General features: G+C 65.2%; 13 protein-coding genes and 1 tRNA gene. 12 read left to right on the top strand and 2 right to left on the bottom strand.

Annotated features, from left to right (window positions below; all coding sequences use genetic code 11):
• The first annotated feature begins 126 nt into the window (after positions 1-126).
• Genes WH265_RS00070 through WH265_RS00050 form a run of 5 tightly spaced genes read left to right on the top strand, consistent with a single transcriptional unit; the run spans position 127 to position 5,937 of the window.
• Positions 127-2,151 carry a TonB-dependent receptor gene (locus WH265_RS00070; protein WP_339556904.1) on the top strand — a complete coding sequence of 675 codons (2,025 nt, stop codon included), beginning with the start codon at positions 127-129 and terminating at the stop codon, positions 2,149-2,151.
• Between the two features lie 13 nt (positions 2,152-2,164).
• The gene (locus WH265_RS00065) at positions 2,165-3,256 is read left to right on the top strand and encodes an ABC transporter substrate-binding protein (RefSeq protein ID WP_339556903.1); all 1,092 of its coding nucleotides are present in this window, start codon (positions 2,165-2,167) and stop codon (positions 3,254-3,256) included.
• Positions 3,253-4,359: a FecCD family ABC transporter permease gene (locus tag WH265_RS00060; RefSeq protein WP_339556902.1), complete on the top strand. Its 1,107-nt coding sequence runs from the start codon at positions 3,253-3,255 to the stop codon at positions 4,357-4,359. The genes WH265_RS00065 and WH265_RS00060 overlap by 4 nt, the downstream gene beginning before the upstream one ends.
• Complete coding sequence (locus WH265_RS00055) at positions 4,356-5,147, top strand: ABC transporter ATP-binding protein (RefSeq protein WP_339556900.1); 792 nt, start codon at positions 4,356-4,358, stop codon at positions 5,145-5,147. The genes WH265_RS00060 and WH265_RS00055 overlap by 4 nt, the downstream gene beginning before the upstream one ends.
• Positions 5,140-5,937, top strand: a complete 798-nt coding sequence (locus WH265_RS00050; protein WP_339556899.1) for a (2Fe-2S) ferredoxin domain-containing protein — start codon at positions 5,140-5,142, stop codon at positions 5,935-5,937. Before WH265_RS00055 ends, WH265_RS00050 begins: the two co-directional genes overlap by 8 nt.
• 10 nt (positions 5,938-5,947) lie before the next feature.
• Here the strand turns inward: WH265_RS00050 and WH265_RS00045 are convergent, their stop codons facing one another.
• Positions 5,948-6,862, bottom strand: coding sequence for a LysR family transcriptional regulator (locus WH265_RS00045; RefSeq protein ID WP_339556898.1), 915 nt, complete (start codon positions 6,860-6,862; stop codon positions 5,948-5,950).
• Positions 6,863-7,046: 184 nt separating this feature from the next.
• On the opposite strand from WH265_RS00045, the gene WH265_RS00040 reads away from it, so the two are divergent.
• The 6 genes from WH265_RS00040 to WH265_RS00015 all read left to right on the top strand — a co-directional run bounded on the left by WH265_RS00040 (position 7,047) and on the right by WH265_RS00015 (position 15,389).
• Complete coding sequence (locus tag WH265_RS00040) at positions 7,047-7,898, top strand: alpha/beta hydrolase (RefSeq protein WP_021028037.1); 852 nt, start codon at positions 7,047-7,049, stop codon at positions 7,896-7,898.
• Between the two features lie 216 nt (positions 7,899-8,114).
• Positions 8,115-9,365, top strand: a complete 1,251-nt coding sequence (locus tag WH265_RS00035) for an efflux RND transporter periplasmic adaptor subunit (RefSeq protein ID WP_339556897.1) — start codon at positions 8,115-8,117, stop codon at positions 9,363-9,365.
• Between the two features lie 24 nt (positions 9,366-9,389).
• Positions 9,390-12,635: an efflux RND transporter permease subunit gene (locus tag WH265_RS00030; RefSeq protein WP_339518116.1), complete on the top strand. Its 3,246-nt coding sequence runs from the start codon at positions 9,390-9,392 to the stop codon at positions 12,633-12,635.
• 12 nt (positions 12,636-12,647) lie between these two features.
• Positions 12,648-14,177 carry an efflux transporter outer membrane subunit gene (locus WH265_RS00025; RefSeq protein ID WP_445228468.1) on the top strand — a complete coding sequence of 510 codons (1,530 nt, stop codon included), beginning with the start codon at positions 12,648-12,650 and terminating at the stop codon, positions 14,175-14,177.
• A gap of 164 nt (positions 14,178-14,341) precedes the next feature.
• A tRNA-Pro gene (locus WH265_RS00020) sits at positions 14,342-14,418 on the top strand.
• Positions 14,419-14,567: 149 nt separating this feature from the next.
• Entirely contained in the window at positions 14,568-15,389 is an 822-nt protein-coding gene (locus WH265_RS00015) for a heparan-alpha-glucosaminide N-acetyltransferase (protein WP_339556896.1), read from the top strand.
• Between the two features lie 17 nt (positions 15,390-15,406).
• On the opposite strand, the gene WH265_RS00010 is transcribed toward WH265_RS00015, so the two are convergent.
• Positions 15,407-16,528 carry a site-specific integrase gene (locus WH265_RS00010; protein WP_445228467.1) on the bottom strand — a complete coding sequence of 374 codons (1,122 nt, stop codon included), beginning with the start codon at positions 16,526-16,528 and terminating at the stop codon, positions 15,407-15,409.
• A 103-nt stretch (positions 16,529-16,631) separates the two neighbouring features.
• Between WH265_RS00010 and WH265_RS00005 the strand changes: the two genes are divergently transcribed.
• Positions 16,632-17,717, top strand: a complete 1,086-nt coding sequence (locus tag WH265_RS00005; protein ID WP_339556895.1) for a DNA-binding protein — start codon at positions 16,632-16,634, stop codon at positions 17,715-17,717.
• The last annotated feature ends 184 nt before the right edge of the window (positions 17,718-17,901 follow it).

The following is a 17,901-nucleotide window of genomic DNA, read 5'->3' as shown; positions in this document are numbered from 1 at the left end:
CCTTTTGTTCAAATGACTGCAGTTCCTTTTCCGAAAAACCGGCTCCTGGCTGCCCAGCGGCTCTCTTCCTCCCTGCGCCTCGTTGGCAGCTCCTGTGTTCTGTGCCTGCCCGCCTTGGGCATCGCAGTGGCCCATGCCCAAGAAGCCTCACTGCCCGAAGTGGTGGTGAGCGACCAGCGCAGCGAGCCCAATGCGCTCCAGCTGCCTTCGACCTCGGCCAGCAAGCTAGCCGTGCCGCTGCAGGACCTGCCCGCCAGTGTCAGCTCGGTCTCGGCCGTGCAGGTGCAAGAGCGTGCCGACTACAAGGTGGTCGATGCCGTGGGCCGCAGCGTGGGCCTGAGCGCCAATGGCACCCCTGGCAATGGCGGGCTGTCGTTCTCCAGCCGGGGCTTTACCGGTGTCAACTCGGTAGGTGTGGCCGAAGACGGGCTGAGCCTGGGGGTTGCAGCCGGCACCGTGGCCTATCCTAATTCCAGCTGGGGTTACGAGCGCTTTGATGTGCTGCGCGGCCCCGCATCGCTGATGTACGGCAGCGGCACCATGGGCGCCACGGTGAACGCGGTGCGCAAGGAACCCAGCCGCATCACATCGACCGAGGTGCTGCTGGGCGCCGGCTCCCACGGCTCGGCCCGTGCGGGCCTGGGCAGCACCGGCGCGCTGGGCGACAGCCTGAGCTACCGCCTGGATGTCTACGGCGATCGCAGCGATGGCGAGCGCCAACTGGGCAACAGCGACAGCAAGAAGATCATGAGCGCCATCCGCTGGCAGGCGAGCAGCGATCTGCGCCTGGACCTGACGGCCGATGTCAGCGACCAGCGGCCCGAGCGCTACTTTGGCACCCCGGTGGTCGATGGCAAGCCGGTGGCGGCGCTGCGCGACCGCAATTTCAACTTTCTTGACAGCGACATCCACTACAAGGACCAGCGCTACAAATTGAAGGCCGAGTGGAATGTGAGCGAGGCACTGGTGCTGCGCAACGAGACCTACCACATGAAGGCCGACCGCCACTGGAAGAACATCGAAGGCTATGACTACGATGCCAGCACGCGCATGGTTCACCGCTACGACTACCTGGAGATCGGCCACGACTTGGAGCAAAGCGGCAACCGCCTGGGCGCCGTGTTCAAGCCCGGCCAGCATGAGATAGCGATGGGCTGGGATGTATCGCAGGCCAAGTTCACTGCGCTCAACAGCTCGCCCTATACCGGTGAATCCGATGTGCCGCTGACTGGCGGCACCAGTGGCTACTGGGACAGCCCGGACCCTTACAAGCCGCGCATGACCTCGCGCATCCGCCAAAACGCCTTCTACCTGGAAGACGCCTGGAAGCTGGGCGAGCAGTGGCTGCTGATGGCCGGCCTGCGCCGTGACCTGTATGACTTTGACCGCATGGACCTGCTGAGCCAGGCCCGCTTTGACAAGACCCTGGGCGGCACCTCCTGGCGCCTGGGCCTCACGCACAAGCTGGACCAGAACACCAGCATCTATGCCCAGGTCAGCACCGGCCATGACCCCGTCAACAGCCTGCTGTCGCTGACCCAGTCGCAAACCGGCTTTACATTGAGCAAAGGCCGCCAGGTGGAAGTGGGCATCAAGCAGCAGCTGCCCAATGGCCAGGGCGAATGGACCCTGGCGGTCTTCGATATCCAGAAGAAGGACATCATCACGCGTGATCCGGACCGGCCAGCGCTGTCGATCCAGGGCGGCAAGCAGTCGTCCAAGGGGATCGAGCTGGCAGGCAGCTGGCGGGCCACCAAGGCCTGGCGCTTTGAGGGCAACCTGGCCTATGTGGATGCCCAGTTTGACGAGCTGCTCGAAGGCGCCACGGCCATTGACCGCGCCGGCAACCAGCCGGCCAATGTGCCGCGCTACACGGCCAATGCCTGGGCCCATTACCAAACGGGTGACTGGCGTGCATCGCTGGGCCTGCGCCATGTCGCCAGCCGCTACACCAGCAATGCCAATACCGCGCAGCTGCCCGCCTACACGGTGGTCGATGCGGTACTGGGCTGGAACCTGAACCGCAGCACCACCTTGAACCTGGTTGGCCGTAACCTGACCAACAAGCGCTATGCTGCATCGTCCTACGGCTCGCAATGGCTGATGGGTAACGCCCGCAGCTTTGAGCTGATGGCCCATCTGCGTTTCTGAGCAAGGCCCAGGCATGACACCACGCGCGTTTAGGTACTTTCAGCATGCGTTGGCGGCGGCGGCCGCCGTCGCGCTGCTGGGTTGTGACCAGCCCGCTGGGCAGGGCGCCACCGGCGGCACAGCACCGGCCACGGTGGCTGCTGCGCCTGCGGCCGATCCAGGCCTGCGGGCCACCCCTCTCGTGATCGATGTCTGCGGCCAGCCCCAGCGCTATGACCGGGTGCCCCAGCGCGCCATCACGCACGATGTGAACATCACCGAGATGTTCCTGTTTCTGGGCCTGGGGCCCAGGCTGGTCGGCTACTCAGGCATACCGTCGCGCAAGGAGATCAGCCCTGAGCTGATGGCCCAGCTGGCCCAGGTGCCCAAGCAGTCGTCGCAGGACATGAACCTGGAAAACATGCTGGAGGCCCGCGCCGACTTCGTCTTTGGCGGCTGGAGCTATGGCTTTCGGCCGGGCGGGGTCACGCCCGAGCTGCTGGCCAAGCATGGCGTGGCCAGCTATGTGCTGTCCGAGTCCTGCATCCACGTGCAAAAGCGCGAGCGTGTGGCGCTGGGCGATACCTTGGCGGACCTGCGCAATGTGGCGCGCATCTTTGACATTGAGCCCCAGGCGCAAGGGCAGATTGACAAATTGCAGGCCTCGATTGACCAGCTGGCCGCGCAGATGCAAGGCAACAGGCAGCAACCGCGCGTCTTTGTGTTTGACAGCGGTGAGAAGATTCCCACCACGGTGGGTGGTTTTGGCATGCCCCAGGCCATGATCGATGCCGCCGGCGGCAGCAATATCTTTGCCGACATCGCCAGCAACTGGCCCAAGGGCAACTGGGAGGATGTGATCACCCGCGACCCGGAATGGATCATCATCATCGACTATGGCCAGCCCAACGCCCAGGGCAAGATCGATTTTCTGCGCGCCAAGCCAGAGCTGGCGGGCGTGTCTGCCATCCGCGAGCAGCGCTTTTTCGTTATCAGCTATGCCGAAGCCACGCCGGGCCCGCGCAATGTGCATGTGGCCCAGCGCCTGGCGGCCGCCTTGCACCCGGATCGCCAGATCACCGTGGACCCCGTCCCCTGGCTGCCTGCAGCGGAGCCCAAGCCGTGAGCCATGCGCCGGGATGCGACGGCCTGCATGAACGCCAGCGGCGCGGGCCCTGGTCTTTGGCGCTGTGCCTGCTGCTGCTGATGGTTTTGCTGCTGGCCAGCGGCTTGGCCGCCATCACCTGGGGCTCGGCATCGTTGCAGGCCTCCAGCGTGTGGTCGGTCGTCAGCCAGCAGCTGCTGGGTGGCGGCTGGCAGCCCCATGCTGGGCAGGGCGGCATCAGCCAGCAGCACTACCAGATTGTCTGGATGGTGCGCATGCCCCGGGTGCTGCTGGCAGCGCTGGTGGGCGCCGGCTTGGCCGTAGTCGGCGTGGTGATGCAGGCGATGGTGCGCAATCCGCTGGCTGATCCTTATATGCTGGGCGTTTCTTCGGGCGCGTCGGTGGGCGCCGTCTCGGTGCTGGCCTATGGCAGCCTGGCGATGGCCGGCATCTACGCGATCACCGCAGGCGCCTTTATCGGCGCACTGCTGGCCACGGCCCTGGTCTATGCGCTGGCCCAGCAGCAGGGGCGCCTGCATGCGACCCGGCTGATCCTGAGCGGCGTAGCCATTGGCTACATGCTGATGGGGCTGACCAGCCTGATCACCTTGACGGCCGGTCAGCGCGAGCTGGCCAATGCCTTGCTGACCTGGACCCTGGGCAGCCTGGCTGCGACCCAGTGGAGCGCCTTGGGCCTGCCCGCTGCTGTGCTGGGCCTGGGCCTGCTGTGGCTGCTGCTCTGCGCCCGCCAGCTCAACGCCTTGCTGATCGGCGACGAGGGCGCTGCCACCTTGGGGCTAAACACCGCCAGCCTGCGCCTGCAATTGTTCGTGGTGGTGTCCTTGCTGACGGGCACCATGGTGGCGGTGAGCGGTGCCATCGGTTTTGTCGGCCTGGTCATTCCCCATATCACGCGCATGCTGGTGGGCAGTGACCACCGCCGCGTGCTACCCGTCAGCGCATTGATGGGTGCGAGCTTTCTGGTGCTGGTCGATCTGGCCGCACGCACCTGGTTTTCGCCCAGCGAGCTGCCGGTGGGCGTCATCACCTCGCTGATAGGCGGGCCCTTCTTTATCTGGATGCTGTGGCGCCGCACCAGTGCGATGCCGGGAGGCAGCGCATGATGCTGACGGCCAGCAACCTGTCCTGGACCGCCGGCCACGGCGCCCAGGCCACGCAGATCGTGCGCCAGGCCAGCCTGCAGGTAGCGCAGGGCGAATGTGTCGGCCTGGTGGGCCCCAATGGCTGCGGAAAATCGACCTTGATGCGCATGCTCTACCGTGTGCTGCAGCCCCAGGCCGGTGGCCGCATAGAAATGCAAGGCCGCGACATCTGGCAGATGAGCGCCCGGCAGTTTGCGCAGCAGGCTGCCGTGCTGGGCCAGGAGACTGGCCTGGGCTTTGACTGCACGGTGCAGGAGCTGGTGATGATGGGCCGCTACCCGCACCAGTCGCGCTGGGCGAGGGACAGCGCCAAAGACAAGGCCATTGTCAGCGCCTGCCTGGCGCAGGTACGGGCCAGCAGCCTGGTGGACCATCCGCTGTCCTCCCTCTCGGGCGGCGAGCGCCAAAGGGTGCTGCTGGCCCGTGCGCTGGCCCAGCAGCCGCAGTTGCTGTTTCTGGACGAGCCCACCAACCACCTGGACATCCAGTTCCAGCTGGAGCTGCTCAGCCTCGTGCGTGCCTCGGGCTGCACCGTGCTGATCGTGGTGCATGACCTGAACCTGGCCGCGCAGTTCTGCGACCGCCTCTATGCGATGCAAGCCGGCGCGATCGAGGCCGAAGGCAGGCCCGAGCAGGTGCTGACGCCGCAGACCATTGCGCGGGTGTTCCAGGTCGAGTCCCTGGTGGACCGCCATCCGCGCCTGGAGAAAGCCCGTGTCAGCTACTGGATGGACAAGCCCCATGGCTAAAAAACCCGATGCCTTGTTGCTGCTGGGCCGGGGCGGCCTGGGGTCTGCCGCCAAGAACGAATTGCAGGCCTTGCTGCAGGCCTGCCAGCAGGCCGACCCGGGCCTGGCTATGCAGCTGGCCTTTGTGGACCGCAACCTGCCGGCCTTGCCCGAGGCGCTGGACAGCCTGTGCGAAGCGCTTGCGCCGGCCGATTTGGCGCAGCAGACCATCGTCATCCAGCCCACGATGGTGCCCGATGAGCCGGCCTTGCGGCGCTGGCTGCAAAAGGTTGCCATGCGCTGGCTCGCCAGCCATCCGGAAGATGCCCGGCCCCAGCTGGTATTTGCGCAGCCGTTGCTGCAGTGGGAGGGCCTGGTGCCCGCCTTGCTGAACCACCTGGCGCTCGCAACGTCACAGCCCGATGTGGTGGCCGAGGAGGGCGACGAGGGCTGGCAAACCGACCCCGTGGCCTGGAGCACGGTGCCCGCCCACCAGCGCCATGTGCTGTGGTGCATGGGGCCGCGCTGCGTCGCCAAAGGGGCTGCAGCGCTGTGGCCCCGGCTCAGCCAGGCGGTGCAGGCCAGTGCGCACCTCAAGCAGCAGCTGCAGCTGCTGCAGACCAGCTGCCAGTACCCCTGCAACCAGGGGCCGCTGATGATTGTCTATCCCGAAGGCGTCTGGTACGGCCATCTGGATGAAGACAGCCTGGTGCCGGTGCTCAAAAGCCATATCGAAGGCAGCGAAGCCTGTGCGGCGCACCGGGTGCATACGCTCCGCCTGCCTCCGCCCGACAACGATCCAGACCAATGAGCGCAGTGCGCTATTTGCACTGCAGCAGCGGATCGGCCGCAAAAATCTCCACCACCCAGTCGACAAAGGCCCGCACCTTGGCACTCAAATGGGAGTTGGGCGGGTAGACCACATAGACCGGCAGCAGGGGCTGGGTCCATTCCGGCAGGATCTGCACCAGCTCACCGCTTTGCAGGAACTCGCGCGCTTGGTAGCTGGTGATCTGGCCCACGCCCTGGCCGGTGAGCAAGCTGGTGGTATAGGCATTGGCCTCGTTGACGGCCAGGGTCGAGGGATTGGCGATCTCGATGATCTCGCCGTTGTGCTGGAACTCCAGCGGGTAGCGGCGCTGGGCCACGGGCGAGAAGAAGATCACACTGTTGTGCCCGTTTTCCAGATCGCGCGGATGCTGGGGCGTGCCATGGCGCTGCAGGTAAGCGGGCGAGGCCATGGTCAAGAACTCCAGATTGCCGACGCGGCGCGCCACCAGCGACTGGTCGCTCAGCTCGCCGCCCCGGATCACGCAGTCCACATTGTCGGCAATCAGGTCCACGGTGCGGTCGGTCACGCCCAGGTCGATCTGGATATCGGGGTAGCGCGCCTGGAAGGACGCCAACTGCGGAATGATCAGCATCCGGGCGATGGAGGTGCCGACATCGACACGCAGGCGGCCGCGCGGCGTGGCGCGCACCTGGCTCATGCTGGCTTCGAGCTCATCGAAATCGCTCAGCAGCCGCACCGCACGGTCGTAGTAGGCAGCGCCATCGGTGGTGACAGTCACGCGGCGGGTGGTGCGGTTGAGCAGTTTCACCCGCAGCCGGTCTTCCAGCGCCTGCACATGCTTGGTCACACTGGCCTTGGGCAGCTGCAGCGACGAGGCCGCAAGCGTGAACGTGCCCGACTCCACGACCCGCGCGAACACCCGCATTGCCTGTATCTGATCCATCTGCCTCTCCTTGCACTGTGCTTGCACTGTCGCGCACGCGCGCGCCAAAGTAGGTGGATTCTCACACGCCAAAGATCATGCCATTGTTCCTGATTTGGAAATAGTGCGGCCATAATTTGCGGATTGATCGGTTGCAGCAACGCAACTACATTTACCCCATGCCTACTTTCCACCGGGCTAGCTTATGTCTGACACCACCGTAAAAACCCGTTCACCGGCTCCTGACTTCATCGACACCGTCGCTCCGACGGCGTCGGGCGAGTCCGTGGCCGTGCGCCTGTACGGTAGCAAAGGCAAGTCGGGCGAGCCTTCGCCCTTGGTGCTGCATTTTCATGGCGGCGCTTTTGTTGAAGGCGATCTCGACAGTGGCTGCACCGTAGCGGGTCTGCTGGCCTCAGCAGGTGCCCGTGTGGTGTCGGTGGCGTACCCGCTCTCACCTGAGCATCCATTTCCGCGTCCATTGGAGATCGGATATGAAATGCTCCAGTGGAGCTACAAACATCGCACACGCCTTGCCGGCAAAGGTGCGCCGATGTATGTGGCTGGTGAGGAGGCGGGCGCCAACCTGGCTGCCGGCGTGTGTCTGATGGCGCGTGATCAACGCCATCCGCCGCTGGCAGGGCAGATCCTGCTCTCACCCATGCTCAATCCCTGCGCCGGCACGGCATCGCTTCGCGCTGCCAATGGCGATGCGACGGAATGCAAATGGGCCGAGGGCTGGAGCAAGTTCCTGGGCTGCACCTATGACGGCATCCATCCCTACGCCGTGCCTGCGATGGCACAGCGCCTGGCTGGGCTGCCGGCAACGCTCATCATGGTGGGCGATGAAGACCCGATGCATGACGAGGCACTGGCTTATGCCAGCCGCCTGCAGGCAGCCGGTCATCTGGTGCAGCAGCATGTATTCAAGGTCGCGCAACAGTGGCCCGATGCATTGCTCGAGCCCCGTGCTCCCGAGCCCTGTCCCTGTGCCGGGGCAGTGCTGGAACAACTGGCACTTTTCTTCGAGACATCCCGATGTCGGGCGCAAGCCTGATCCCCTGAACGAAGCGCAAGGCAAGAGCTGCGCCACTCTCCGGTAAAGCCCGGGGAGCGGCGGCGGGCGGCTGCGCCTTCACCACCCTTTAAAAACGCTTTCTCGCAACGCATTGCCGGATGGGCAAGGATTTTCTGTCGGCTTTTGTAGCCGCAGGGGCATGCCGTTGCCGCAAGAAACCTCAAAAACGATTCACGCACACATCAGGACTTGGCCATGAGCAACAACAAAACTTCGACTTCTCCTCAACGCCGCTGGTGGACGGCCATCGGTCTGGCAGCTGCCGTGGTGGCTGCAGGCGGCACCGCGCTGGGCCTGCAAAGCTCGCACGCCAGCGCCCCGGCCGAGGCCGCCGCACCGCCCGCGATGCCAGTTTCCGTCGCCCAGGTGCTGCAGCAGGACGTGCAGCTGTGGGACGAATTCTCCGGCCGGCTCGAAGCCGTGCAGCGCGTCGATGTGCGCCCCCGTGTGGCCGGCGCGCTGCAGGCGGTGCACTTCAAGGAAGGCGCGCTGGTCAAGGCGGGTGATCTGCTTTTCACGGTGGACCCAGCCCCTTATGCCGCCGAAGTTGACCGTGCCGAAGCCCAGGTGGTGGCCGCCAAGGCGCGCATGGGCTATTCGCAAAGCGAAGCCGAGCGCGCCGCCCGCCTGTGGGAAGAGCGCGCGATTGCGCAAAAGGAGCTTGACGAGCGCAGCAATGCCCGCCGCGAAGCAGACGCCAACCTGCGCGCTGCCCAGGCCGCGTTGCAGACGGCCAAGTTGAACCTGGGCTACACGCAGGTGCGCGCGCCGGTGGCTGGACGCATGGGCCGCATCGATGTGACCGTGGGCAACCTGGTCAGCGCCGGTGCCGGCGCGCCAGTGCTGACGACCCTGGTCTCCGTCAACCCCATGTACGCCAGCTTTGATGCCGACGAGCAGATCGTGACGAATGCGCTGCAAGGCCTGCGCCAGGGTAAGAGCGCCCGCGCACTGATCGAGAGCATTCCCGTGCAGATGGGGGTGGGTACCAGCGGCGCCACCCCTTACAACGGCCACCTGCAGCTGATTGACAACCAGGTCGATGCGCGCAGCGGCACGGTGCGGGTGCGCGCGGTGTTTGACAACGCCGATGGCGCGCTGATGGCCGGCCAGTTTGCCCGCGTGCGCATGGGCCAGCCCCACAGCCAGCAAGCGCTGCTGATCAACGAGCGTGCGGTGGGCACGGACCAGAGCAAGAAGTTTGTACTGGTGGTGGGCGAGGGCAACAAGGCCGAGTACCGCGAAGTGCAGCTGGGCGCGCCGTTTGAAGGCCTGCGCCTGGTGACCTCGGGCCTGAAAGCTGGCGAGCGCATTGTGGTGAACGGCCTGCAGCGCGTGCGGCCCGGCGCCGTGGTGGCCCCGCAGGAGGTGCCCATGTCCAGCAAGTCCGAGCTCAAGAACGATGCGCAGCAGGCAGCCAACGATGGCTCCAAGCCCGCCGCCTAAACCGATAACAAAAAAACCAAGCGTATGAATTTATCCCGATTTTTCATCGACCGCCCGATCTTTGCGGGTGTGCTGTCGCTGCTGATCTTTCTGGCAGGGCTGATTGCCATGCGGGCCTTGCCCATCTCGGAGTACCCCGAGGTGGTGCCACCCTCGGTGGTGGTGCGCGCCCAGTACCCCGGCGCCAACCCCAAGGTGATCGCCGAAACCGTGGCCACGCCCCTCGAAGAATCCATCAACGGTGTGGAAGGCATGCTCTACATGGGCAGCCAGGCCACCACCGATGGCGTGATGACCCTGACCGTGACCTTCAAGCTGGGCACCGACCCGGACAAGGCCCAGCAGCTGGTGCAAAACCGCGTCTCGCAAGCCGAGCCGCGCCTGCCAGAAGAAGTGCGCCGCCTGGGCGTGACCACGGTCAAGAGCTCGCCGGACATCACCATGGTGGTCCATATGGTCTCGCCCAATGGCCGCTATGACATCGACTACCTGCGCAACTACGCCGTGCTCAACGTCAAGGACCGCCTCGCGCGTATCCAGGGCGTAGGCCAGGTGCAGATCTTTGGCGGCGGCGATTACTCGATGCGCGCCTGGCTGGACCCGCAAAAGGTGGCGCAACGTGGCCTGTCGGCCAGTGATGTGGTCGCCGCCATCCGCGGCCAGAACGTGCAAGCCGCTGCCGGCGTCGTCGGTGCATCGCCCGGTCTGCCTGGCGTGGACACCCAGCTGTCGATCAATGCCCAAGGCCGTTTGTCCAGCACCGAAGAGTTTGGCGACATCATCGTCAAGACCGGCTCGGACGGTGCGGTGACGCGCCTGCGCGACATTGCCCGCCTGGAGCTGGGTGCGGCAGATTACTCGCTGCGCTCGCTGCTGAACAACGAACCGGCCGTCGGTATGGGCGTGTTCCAGGCTCCGGGCTCCAATGCGCTCGAGATCTCGGAAAACGTGCGCAACACCATGGCCGAGCTGCAAAAGAACATGCCTGAAGGCGTGGAATTCCGCATTGCCTATGACCCAACCCAGTTTGTGCGCGCCTCCATCGACTCGGTGATCCACACCCTGCTCGAAGCCATTGCGCTGGTCGTTGTGGTGGTGATTGTGTTCCTGCAAACCTGGCGCGCCTCCATCATCCCGCTGCTGGCCGTGCCGGTGTCGGTCGTGGGTACGTTTGCGGTGCTGCATCTGCTGGGCTTCTCGATCAATGCGCTCAGCCTGTTTGGATTGGTGCTGGCCATCGGTATCGTTGTTGATGATGCGATCGTCGTGGTCGAAAACGTGGAGCGCAACATTGAAGCGGGGCTGAGCCCGCGCGAAGCCACCTACCAGGCGATGCGCGAAGTCTCGGGCCCCATCATTGCGATTGCGCTGGTGCTGGTGGCGGTGTTTGTGCCGCTGGCCTTTATCAGTGGCCTGACCGGCCAGTTCTACAAGCAGTTTGCGGTGACGATTGCCATCTCCACGGTGATCTCGGCCATCAACTCGCTGACCTTGTCGCCAGCACTGGCAGCCTTGCTGCTCAAGGGCCATGACGAGCCCAAGGATGCGCTTACCCGTGGCATGGATCGGGTGCTGGGCGGCTTCTTCCGCCGCTTCAATGCCGTCTTCCACCGGGGCTCGGAAGCCTACAGTGGCGGCGTGCGCCGCGTGATCGGCCACAAGGCTGGCATGTTTGTGGTCTACCTGGCGCTGGTCGGTGCCACCTGGGGCCTGTTCCATATGGTGCCCGGCGGCTTTGTGCCCGCGCAAGACAAGCAGTACCTGGTCGGTTTTGCCCAGCTGCCCGATGGCGCAACCCTGGACCGCACCGAAGACGTGATCAAGCGCATGGGCGATATCGTCAAAGAGAACCCCAATGTGCAGGATGCCATCGCCTTCCCCGGTCTGTCGATCAATGGTTTCACCAACAGCTCGAACTCCGGCATCGTGTTTGTCTCGCTCAAGCCCTTTGCCGAGCGCACCCGCGCCGACCAAAGCGGTGGCGCCGTGGCCGGCCAGCTGAACCAGGCCTTTGGCCAGATCCAGGACGCCTTTATCGCCATGTTCCCGCCGCCACCGGTGTCGGGCCTGGGCACCACGGGCGGCTTCAAGCTGCAGATCGAGGACCGGGCCTCGCTCGGCTACGAAGCGATGGACGGCGCGGTCAAGGCTTTCATGGCCAAGGCCTACCAGACGCCGGAACTGACCGGCATCTTCTCGAGCTGGCAGGTCAATGTGCCCCAGCTCTATGCCGATATCGACCGCACCAAGGCGCGCCAGCTCGGTGTGCCGGTGACCGATATCTTCGAGACCCTGCAGATCTACCTGGGCAGCCTGTACGCCAATGACTTCAACCAGTTTGGCCGCACCTACAGTGTGCGGGTGCAGGCGGATGCGGGCTTCCGTGCCCGTGCCGAAGATGTGGGCGCGTTGAAGGTGCGCTCGACCACCGGCGAGATGGTGCCGCTGTCGGCGCTGATGAAGCTCGAACCCAGCTTTGGCCCTGAGCGTGCGATGCGCTACAACGGCTTCCTGTCGGCCGACGTCAATGGCGGCCCAGCCCCCGGTTTCTCGTCGGGCCAGGCGCGCGAAGCGGTAGAGCGCATTGCTCGCGAGACCTTGCCCCAGGGCATTGGCTTTGAATGGACGGAGCTGACCTACCAGGAAATCCTGGCGGGCAACTCGGCGGCGCTGGTCTTCCCTCTGGCGATTCTGCTGGTCTTCCTGGTGCTGGCCGCGCAGTATGAAAGCCTGACCCTGCCTTTGGCGATTGTGCTGATCGTGCCGATGGGCCTGCTCGCTGCGATGACGGGTGTCTGGCTCTCGCATGGCGACAACAACGTGTTCACGCAGATCGGCTTAGTGGTGCTGGTGGGGCTATCGGCGAAGAACGCCATCTTGATTGTGGAGTTTGCCCGCGAGCTGGAATTTGCCGGACGCTCGCCGATCCAGGCCGCGATCGAGGCCAGCCGCCTGCGTCTGCGCCCCATCCTGATGACCTCGATGGCCTTCATCATGGGTGTGCTGCCCCTGGTGCTGTCCAAGGGTGCCGGCGCCGAGATGCGCAGCGCCATGGGTGTGGCGGTGTTTGCCGGGATGATTGGTGTGACCGCCTTTGGTCTCTTCCTGACCCCCGTGTTCTATGTGCTGCTGCGCAAGCTGGCAGGCAACCGCCCGCTCAAGCAACACGGCGCCCATGTGGCCCCGATCACGGCGCCCGTGCCAGCCCCCGTGCATGGCGCAGGGTCGGGCCAACCCATCTTGGCCGCGGCGCGCGGACATGACGAATAAGAGAAGAACAACATGCAAAAAATGACCATGTTTACCCATGCCAACGCCGGGCGTGGCCCGGTGGGCCAAAGCCTGCGCCGCGCACTGGCCCCGCTGCGCTTGAAACTGCTCACGCCGCTGGCAGCGGCCCTGCTGCTGGCCGGTTGCGCCACCGCGCTGCCGCCTGCTGTGCAAAACGCTGGCGTGCCGGTGCCCGCCGCCTTCAGCACGCCGCAGGACCAGGCCTCCTGGACCACGGCGGCCCCGGCCGAGGCCCAGCCCCGGGGCGCCTGGTGGCTGGCCTTTGGCGATGCCGAACTCACCCAGCTGGTCGAGCGCGCAGCGGACGCCAACACCGATGTGCAAACGGCAGCAGCGCGCCTGGCTGAGGCCCGGGCGCTGCTGCGCTCGGCCGATGCCCAGCGCATGCCACAAGTAGGCGTAGGCGGCGGCGTGACGCGCCAAGCCGGTGCCAACACCAGCAACGGCCTGCAGCCGGCAACCCTGGTGACGGCCGGGCTCAACCTGTCCTACGAGGTCGATCTGTTTGGCCGCCTGTCGCAGGCCAGCCAGGCCGCACAACTGGATGCCGAGGCACGCGCCGCCTTGCTGCAAAGCACGCGGCTGATGGTGCAGTCCGATGTGGCGCAGACCTATCTGCAGCTGCGCGCGCTGCAAACCGAGCAGCAGCTGGTGCAGCAAAGCCTGGCCGCCTACCGTGACACCTTGCGCCTGATCCAGCGCCGCTTTGACGCGGGCGACGCCGCCGAGCTGGAAGTAGTGCGCATGCAAAGCGAGGTGTCTGCGACCGAATCGGAGGCCCTGGCCTTGGAACGCCAGCAAGCCACTTTGAGCAATGCGCTGGCGGTGCTGGTCGGCGAGGTGGCCACCGGCTTTAAGCTGCCCGCCGCCCAGGGCGAGGTGCGTCTGCCGGTGATCCCAGCTGGCGTTCCCGGCACCGTGCTGGCACGCCGGCCCGATGTGTCTGCCGCGCAAGCCAGCGTGCTGGCGGCCCAGGCCCGCGTGGGCGTGGCGCAAGCGGCCTGGTTCCCGGCCATCACCCTGACCGGCAATGGCGGCTTTGCATCGCCCGACCTGGGCGACCTGTTCAAGTGGTCGGCCCGCTCCTGGGGCCTGGGCGCACTGCTGTCGCTGCCGCTGTTTGACGGCGGCCAGCGCGAAGCGCAGGAAGAGGGCGCCAAGGCCCGGCTGGAAGCCGCAGTGGCCGCCCAACGCGGCCAGGTGCTGGGCGCCTTTCGCGAGGTGGAAGACCAGCTGAGCAGCCTGCGCCTGCTACAAGGCCAGGCCAGCGTGCTGGGCCAGGCGGTGCAGTCGGCCGAGCGTGCCACCCACCTCTCCGATGTGCGCTACCGCAACGGCCTGGTCAGCCAGCTGGAGCTGCTGGACGCCCGCCGCAACGAACTGCGCAACCGCCGCCAGGCGCTGCAGGTACGCACCGCCCAGTACACGGCCACCATTGCGCTGATCCGCGCACTGGGCGGCAGCTGGGACAGCGCGCCACTGGCTGCGAACGGCGCGGCCAGCGCCAAGGCAGCAGGCTAAGCGGCTGTCGCCACCGGCCAGCAGCCGGGCTGCGTTGCCGCAGCGCGGCTGGGGCCTGTGGCGCGAATCGCACGGCCTGACACCCAGCTTGTGCAGCGCGACGAGAAGATCAGTTCTGATTTCTCCAAACGCGCTCAAAAATCGGGTTACAATAGATGCTTAGTCGGAGCGTAGCGCAGCCTGGTAGCGCATCTGCTTTGGGAGCAGAGGGTCGTGAGTTCGAATCCCACCGCTCCGACCATTATTTAAAAGCCTGTTGCATGCAAATGCGACAGGCTTTTTCATATTGGAATCTTTGAAAACGGTGGCTGGGTTTGCTGCTTGCCAACAACGCCAGGCAGCAGCTGCGGTGCAGATGTGGCACGATAGCGCAGCCTCCGTGTTTGATCTATGCCCACCCAGTTCCACCCTGTCACCTACGCCGATTCAAAGCCCCGCGCGCCGCGCGATCGCTGGGACCACCTGGATGTGCTGCGAGGCCTGGCAATGGTCTGGATGACGGTCTTCCACCTCTGCTTTGATCTGAGCCATCTGCAGCTGTGGCGCCAGGATTTCTACCACAACCCCGTCTGGACCTGGCAGCGCAGCGCTATTGTCAGCCTGTTCCTGCTGTGCGCAGGCCTGGCCCAAGCCGCAGCCCAGAGCAAGCAGACCAGCGCCACCCGGTTTTACCGGCGCTGGGCGCAGGTGGCAGGTTGCGCGCTGCTGGTCAGTGCCGGCTCCTACCTGGTGTTTCCCAACAGCTTTATCTACTTTGGCGTGCTCCATGGCATGGCGGTGATGCTGCTGCTGCTGCGCCTGCTGCAAGGCTGCAGCAACCGCCTGCTGTTGTGCCTGGCGATAGTTTGCATGCTCGCGCCAGGCCTCTACCACTATGCGGCCAGCAGCTTGCCTGCCGCGCTCGTCGAGTGGCTCAACACCAAGCCGCTCAGCCCCTTGGGCTTGGTGACGCGCAAACCCGCCACCGAGGATTTTGTTCCGATCCTGCCCTGGCTGGGTGTGATGCTGCTGGGCTTGGGCCTTGGCCGCCAGCAGATGGCCAAGCCCGGCGCCTGGCTGGCGAGCTACCTGGCGCGGCCTGCGCAAAGCTGGGCCAGCCGCAGCCTCGCCTGGCTGGGGCGCCACAGCCTGCCTTACTACATGCTGCACCAGCTGGTGCTGCTGGGTGGTTTGATGCTGCTGGTGCTGCTGCTGCCTACCGCACTGGATTGAGCCAAAGCGCTACAGGTTCAGTCTGCCTGCGGGTCATCAAGCAGACGCGCTGCCTTGTTCGCCAGCGGTGCCTCGGCGCGAAAATAACCCAGCACCGTCGCCGCACTTTGGTGGCCGGTCATTGCCATCGTGTCGGCCAGCGCCATGTTCTGCCGGCCCGCTTCGGTCACAAAGCCCGAGCGCAGCGAGTGCGCAGAATAATCCCCCTCAACGCCCGCGAGCGCGCAGCGCTCCTTGACGATGTTGTTGACCGACAGCGCGCTCAAAGCGGCATCACCCACCTGGCCGTTTTTGAACACGCGTCGAAATATAGCGCCCTCGCGGATGCCCGAGGCCTCCAGCCACTGGGCCAGCGCTGCGCCGGCCACGCCAACGACGGGCTTGAAGTTCTCTGGCCGGGCGGAACCGCTCTGGTTGGTTTTGGACAGGCGCAGGTCATAGAGATACTGGCCCGGGCCCATGGCCTGCAGCCATTCCATGCGCGCGTCCGCCACCTCTGATCTCCGGCGCCCACCACTGGCCCAGGCAAACAGCAGCAAGGCGCGGTCACGCCGGCCCCTCAAGCTGTCATCGCAGGTGGCCAGCAGCTGCTCCAGCAAGGGGCGGGTGAGGGCGGCCTTTTTCTGCTCCAGCATGCCCCGGCGCGCATAGGCCTTGCGCAGGTGCTGCAGTGCCTCGCGTACCTCGGCGCTGTGGCAGGGGTTGGGCAGCGCCTGGTGGCTGTGCGCCTTGGAGAGCACCGCAATCCGGTGCACCAGGGTGGAATGCGCCAACGCCCCCCGTTTTCCCTTGAAGCCTTGTTGCACCAGCTGCGCATCCAGCGCCGGCGGCAGGCCGGACTGCGCGCCTTGTGCGCCCAGGTGCTCACTGTGGTCAGCCACAAACTGCAGCACCACATTGGACGGCAAGGGCAGGGCAATGGCCTGGCCATAACGCAACCAGTACCAGGCTGCCCAGTAGCGCAGCGCGCTTTGGTAGCTGTTGGTGGTGTTTTCGGATGCAGCTTCCAGCCGCAAGGCATGTAATGCGTCTTGCGCCGATGCGGACAGCAGCTCCGGCTGCAGTGGCGCGGCCCCGTGAGGCCCAGCAGGCAGTAAATCCGTATCTAAAGGCGCCGAAAGTGGAATGTAAGACTTCATATTGATTAAATATTACATGATATGTATGATATATTACACGCAACAGATAGATTACTTACGATAACAATCTCTTATCGATAGTAATCGGAAAAGGGTTCAAAAAATGGAAATTTCGCGTGCCACGCGCAGCGTGCAAAAAGAAGATGTCTGGCAGGCGGCCGATGCGCTGCTGCTGGAGGGCAAACGGCCAACGATTGAGCGGGTGCGCCAGAAGATTGGCAGGGGTTCGCCCAATACGGTAAGCCCCATGTTGGAGGCCTGGTTTGCCACCTTGGGGCCGCGCCTGGGAGCGGGAGGAGGGGGCAGCGCGCTGAATGGCGAGCCTGATAGCGCTGCTGGCAACGGCTTGCCGCCCGTGCTGGTGCAGGCGCTGCAGCAGGTCTGGGAGCAGGTGCAAGCGCAGGCGGCGCAAGCGGCAGATGCGCTGTTGCAGCCCGTGCGCGAAGATCTGCAGGCGCAGCAGCAAGCGCTGGACGAAGCCCAGCAAGCCCTGGCGCAAGAGCGCAGCCTGATGGCCCAGCAACGCGCCGCCACCGAGCAGGCGCTCGCTGTGGCCCATGCCCAGATCAAGATGCAAAGCGGGCGCCTGGCTGACTTGGAGCAGGCCGGCCGGCAAAAGGACCAGTTCGCCGCCACCCAGCAGCAGCGCCTGCAGGCGCTGGAGCAGGAGCTGTTTGCCAACCGCAAAGCCCGCGATGAGGCCGACCTGGCCCATGCCGAGCAGCTGCGCGAGTTGCAGCACAGCACCCAGCTGCAGCAGCACAGGGCATTGCAAGAGCTTGACCGCGCACGCCAGGACACCAAGCAGGCGATGGCAGCCCAGCGCACCGAGCAAGAAAAGCTGGCCAAGCTCGAAGCCCAATGGCAGCAAGACCGCCAGAGCCTGCAGGGCCAGCGTGAGCAGCAAGCCGCGCAGATGCAGCAGGCGCAGGCCCAGGTGCAGCAGCTCCAGCACCAGCTGCAGAGCGCGCAGGCAGCCCATGCGCAGGCCATGGCGCTCCAAAGCCACCAGCATGAGACTGCGCTGGCCCAGCTGCGGCTGGAGCAGGCCCAAGCAGGCAGGGCTGGGGATGCTGTCGCCGCAGCAGACACTGGGGCAGGTAACGGCCGCCGCGCCATGCGCAGCGTGGCGCCAGCGGCCCGGCCTCTGCGCAGGCTGCCGGGCTCGCGCCTGCGCGGAAAAAACTAGGCCGTCTGCACTGCGGGTCTCGCCTTAGGCCAGCGTCAACCAGATAAATCCAGCCAAGGCCAGATAAAACACCACCAGGCCCGATCAGGCCATGCTGCTCATCGCTGCCGCATCTACCGCATCTACCGCATCTACCGCATCTACCGCATCTACCGCATCTACCGCATCTACCGCATCTACCGCA

Source organism: Comamonas sp. MYb396, assembly GCF_037479555.1.
In the GTDB taxonomy this organism is placed as follows: domain Bacteria; phylum Pseudomonadota; class Gammaproteobacteria; order Burkholderiales; family Burkholderiaceae_C; genus Comamonas.
The sequence above is the reverse complement of the archived record's forward strand: the minus strand, read 5'-3'. Positions and strand labels throughout refer to the sequence as shown.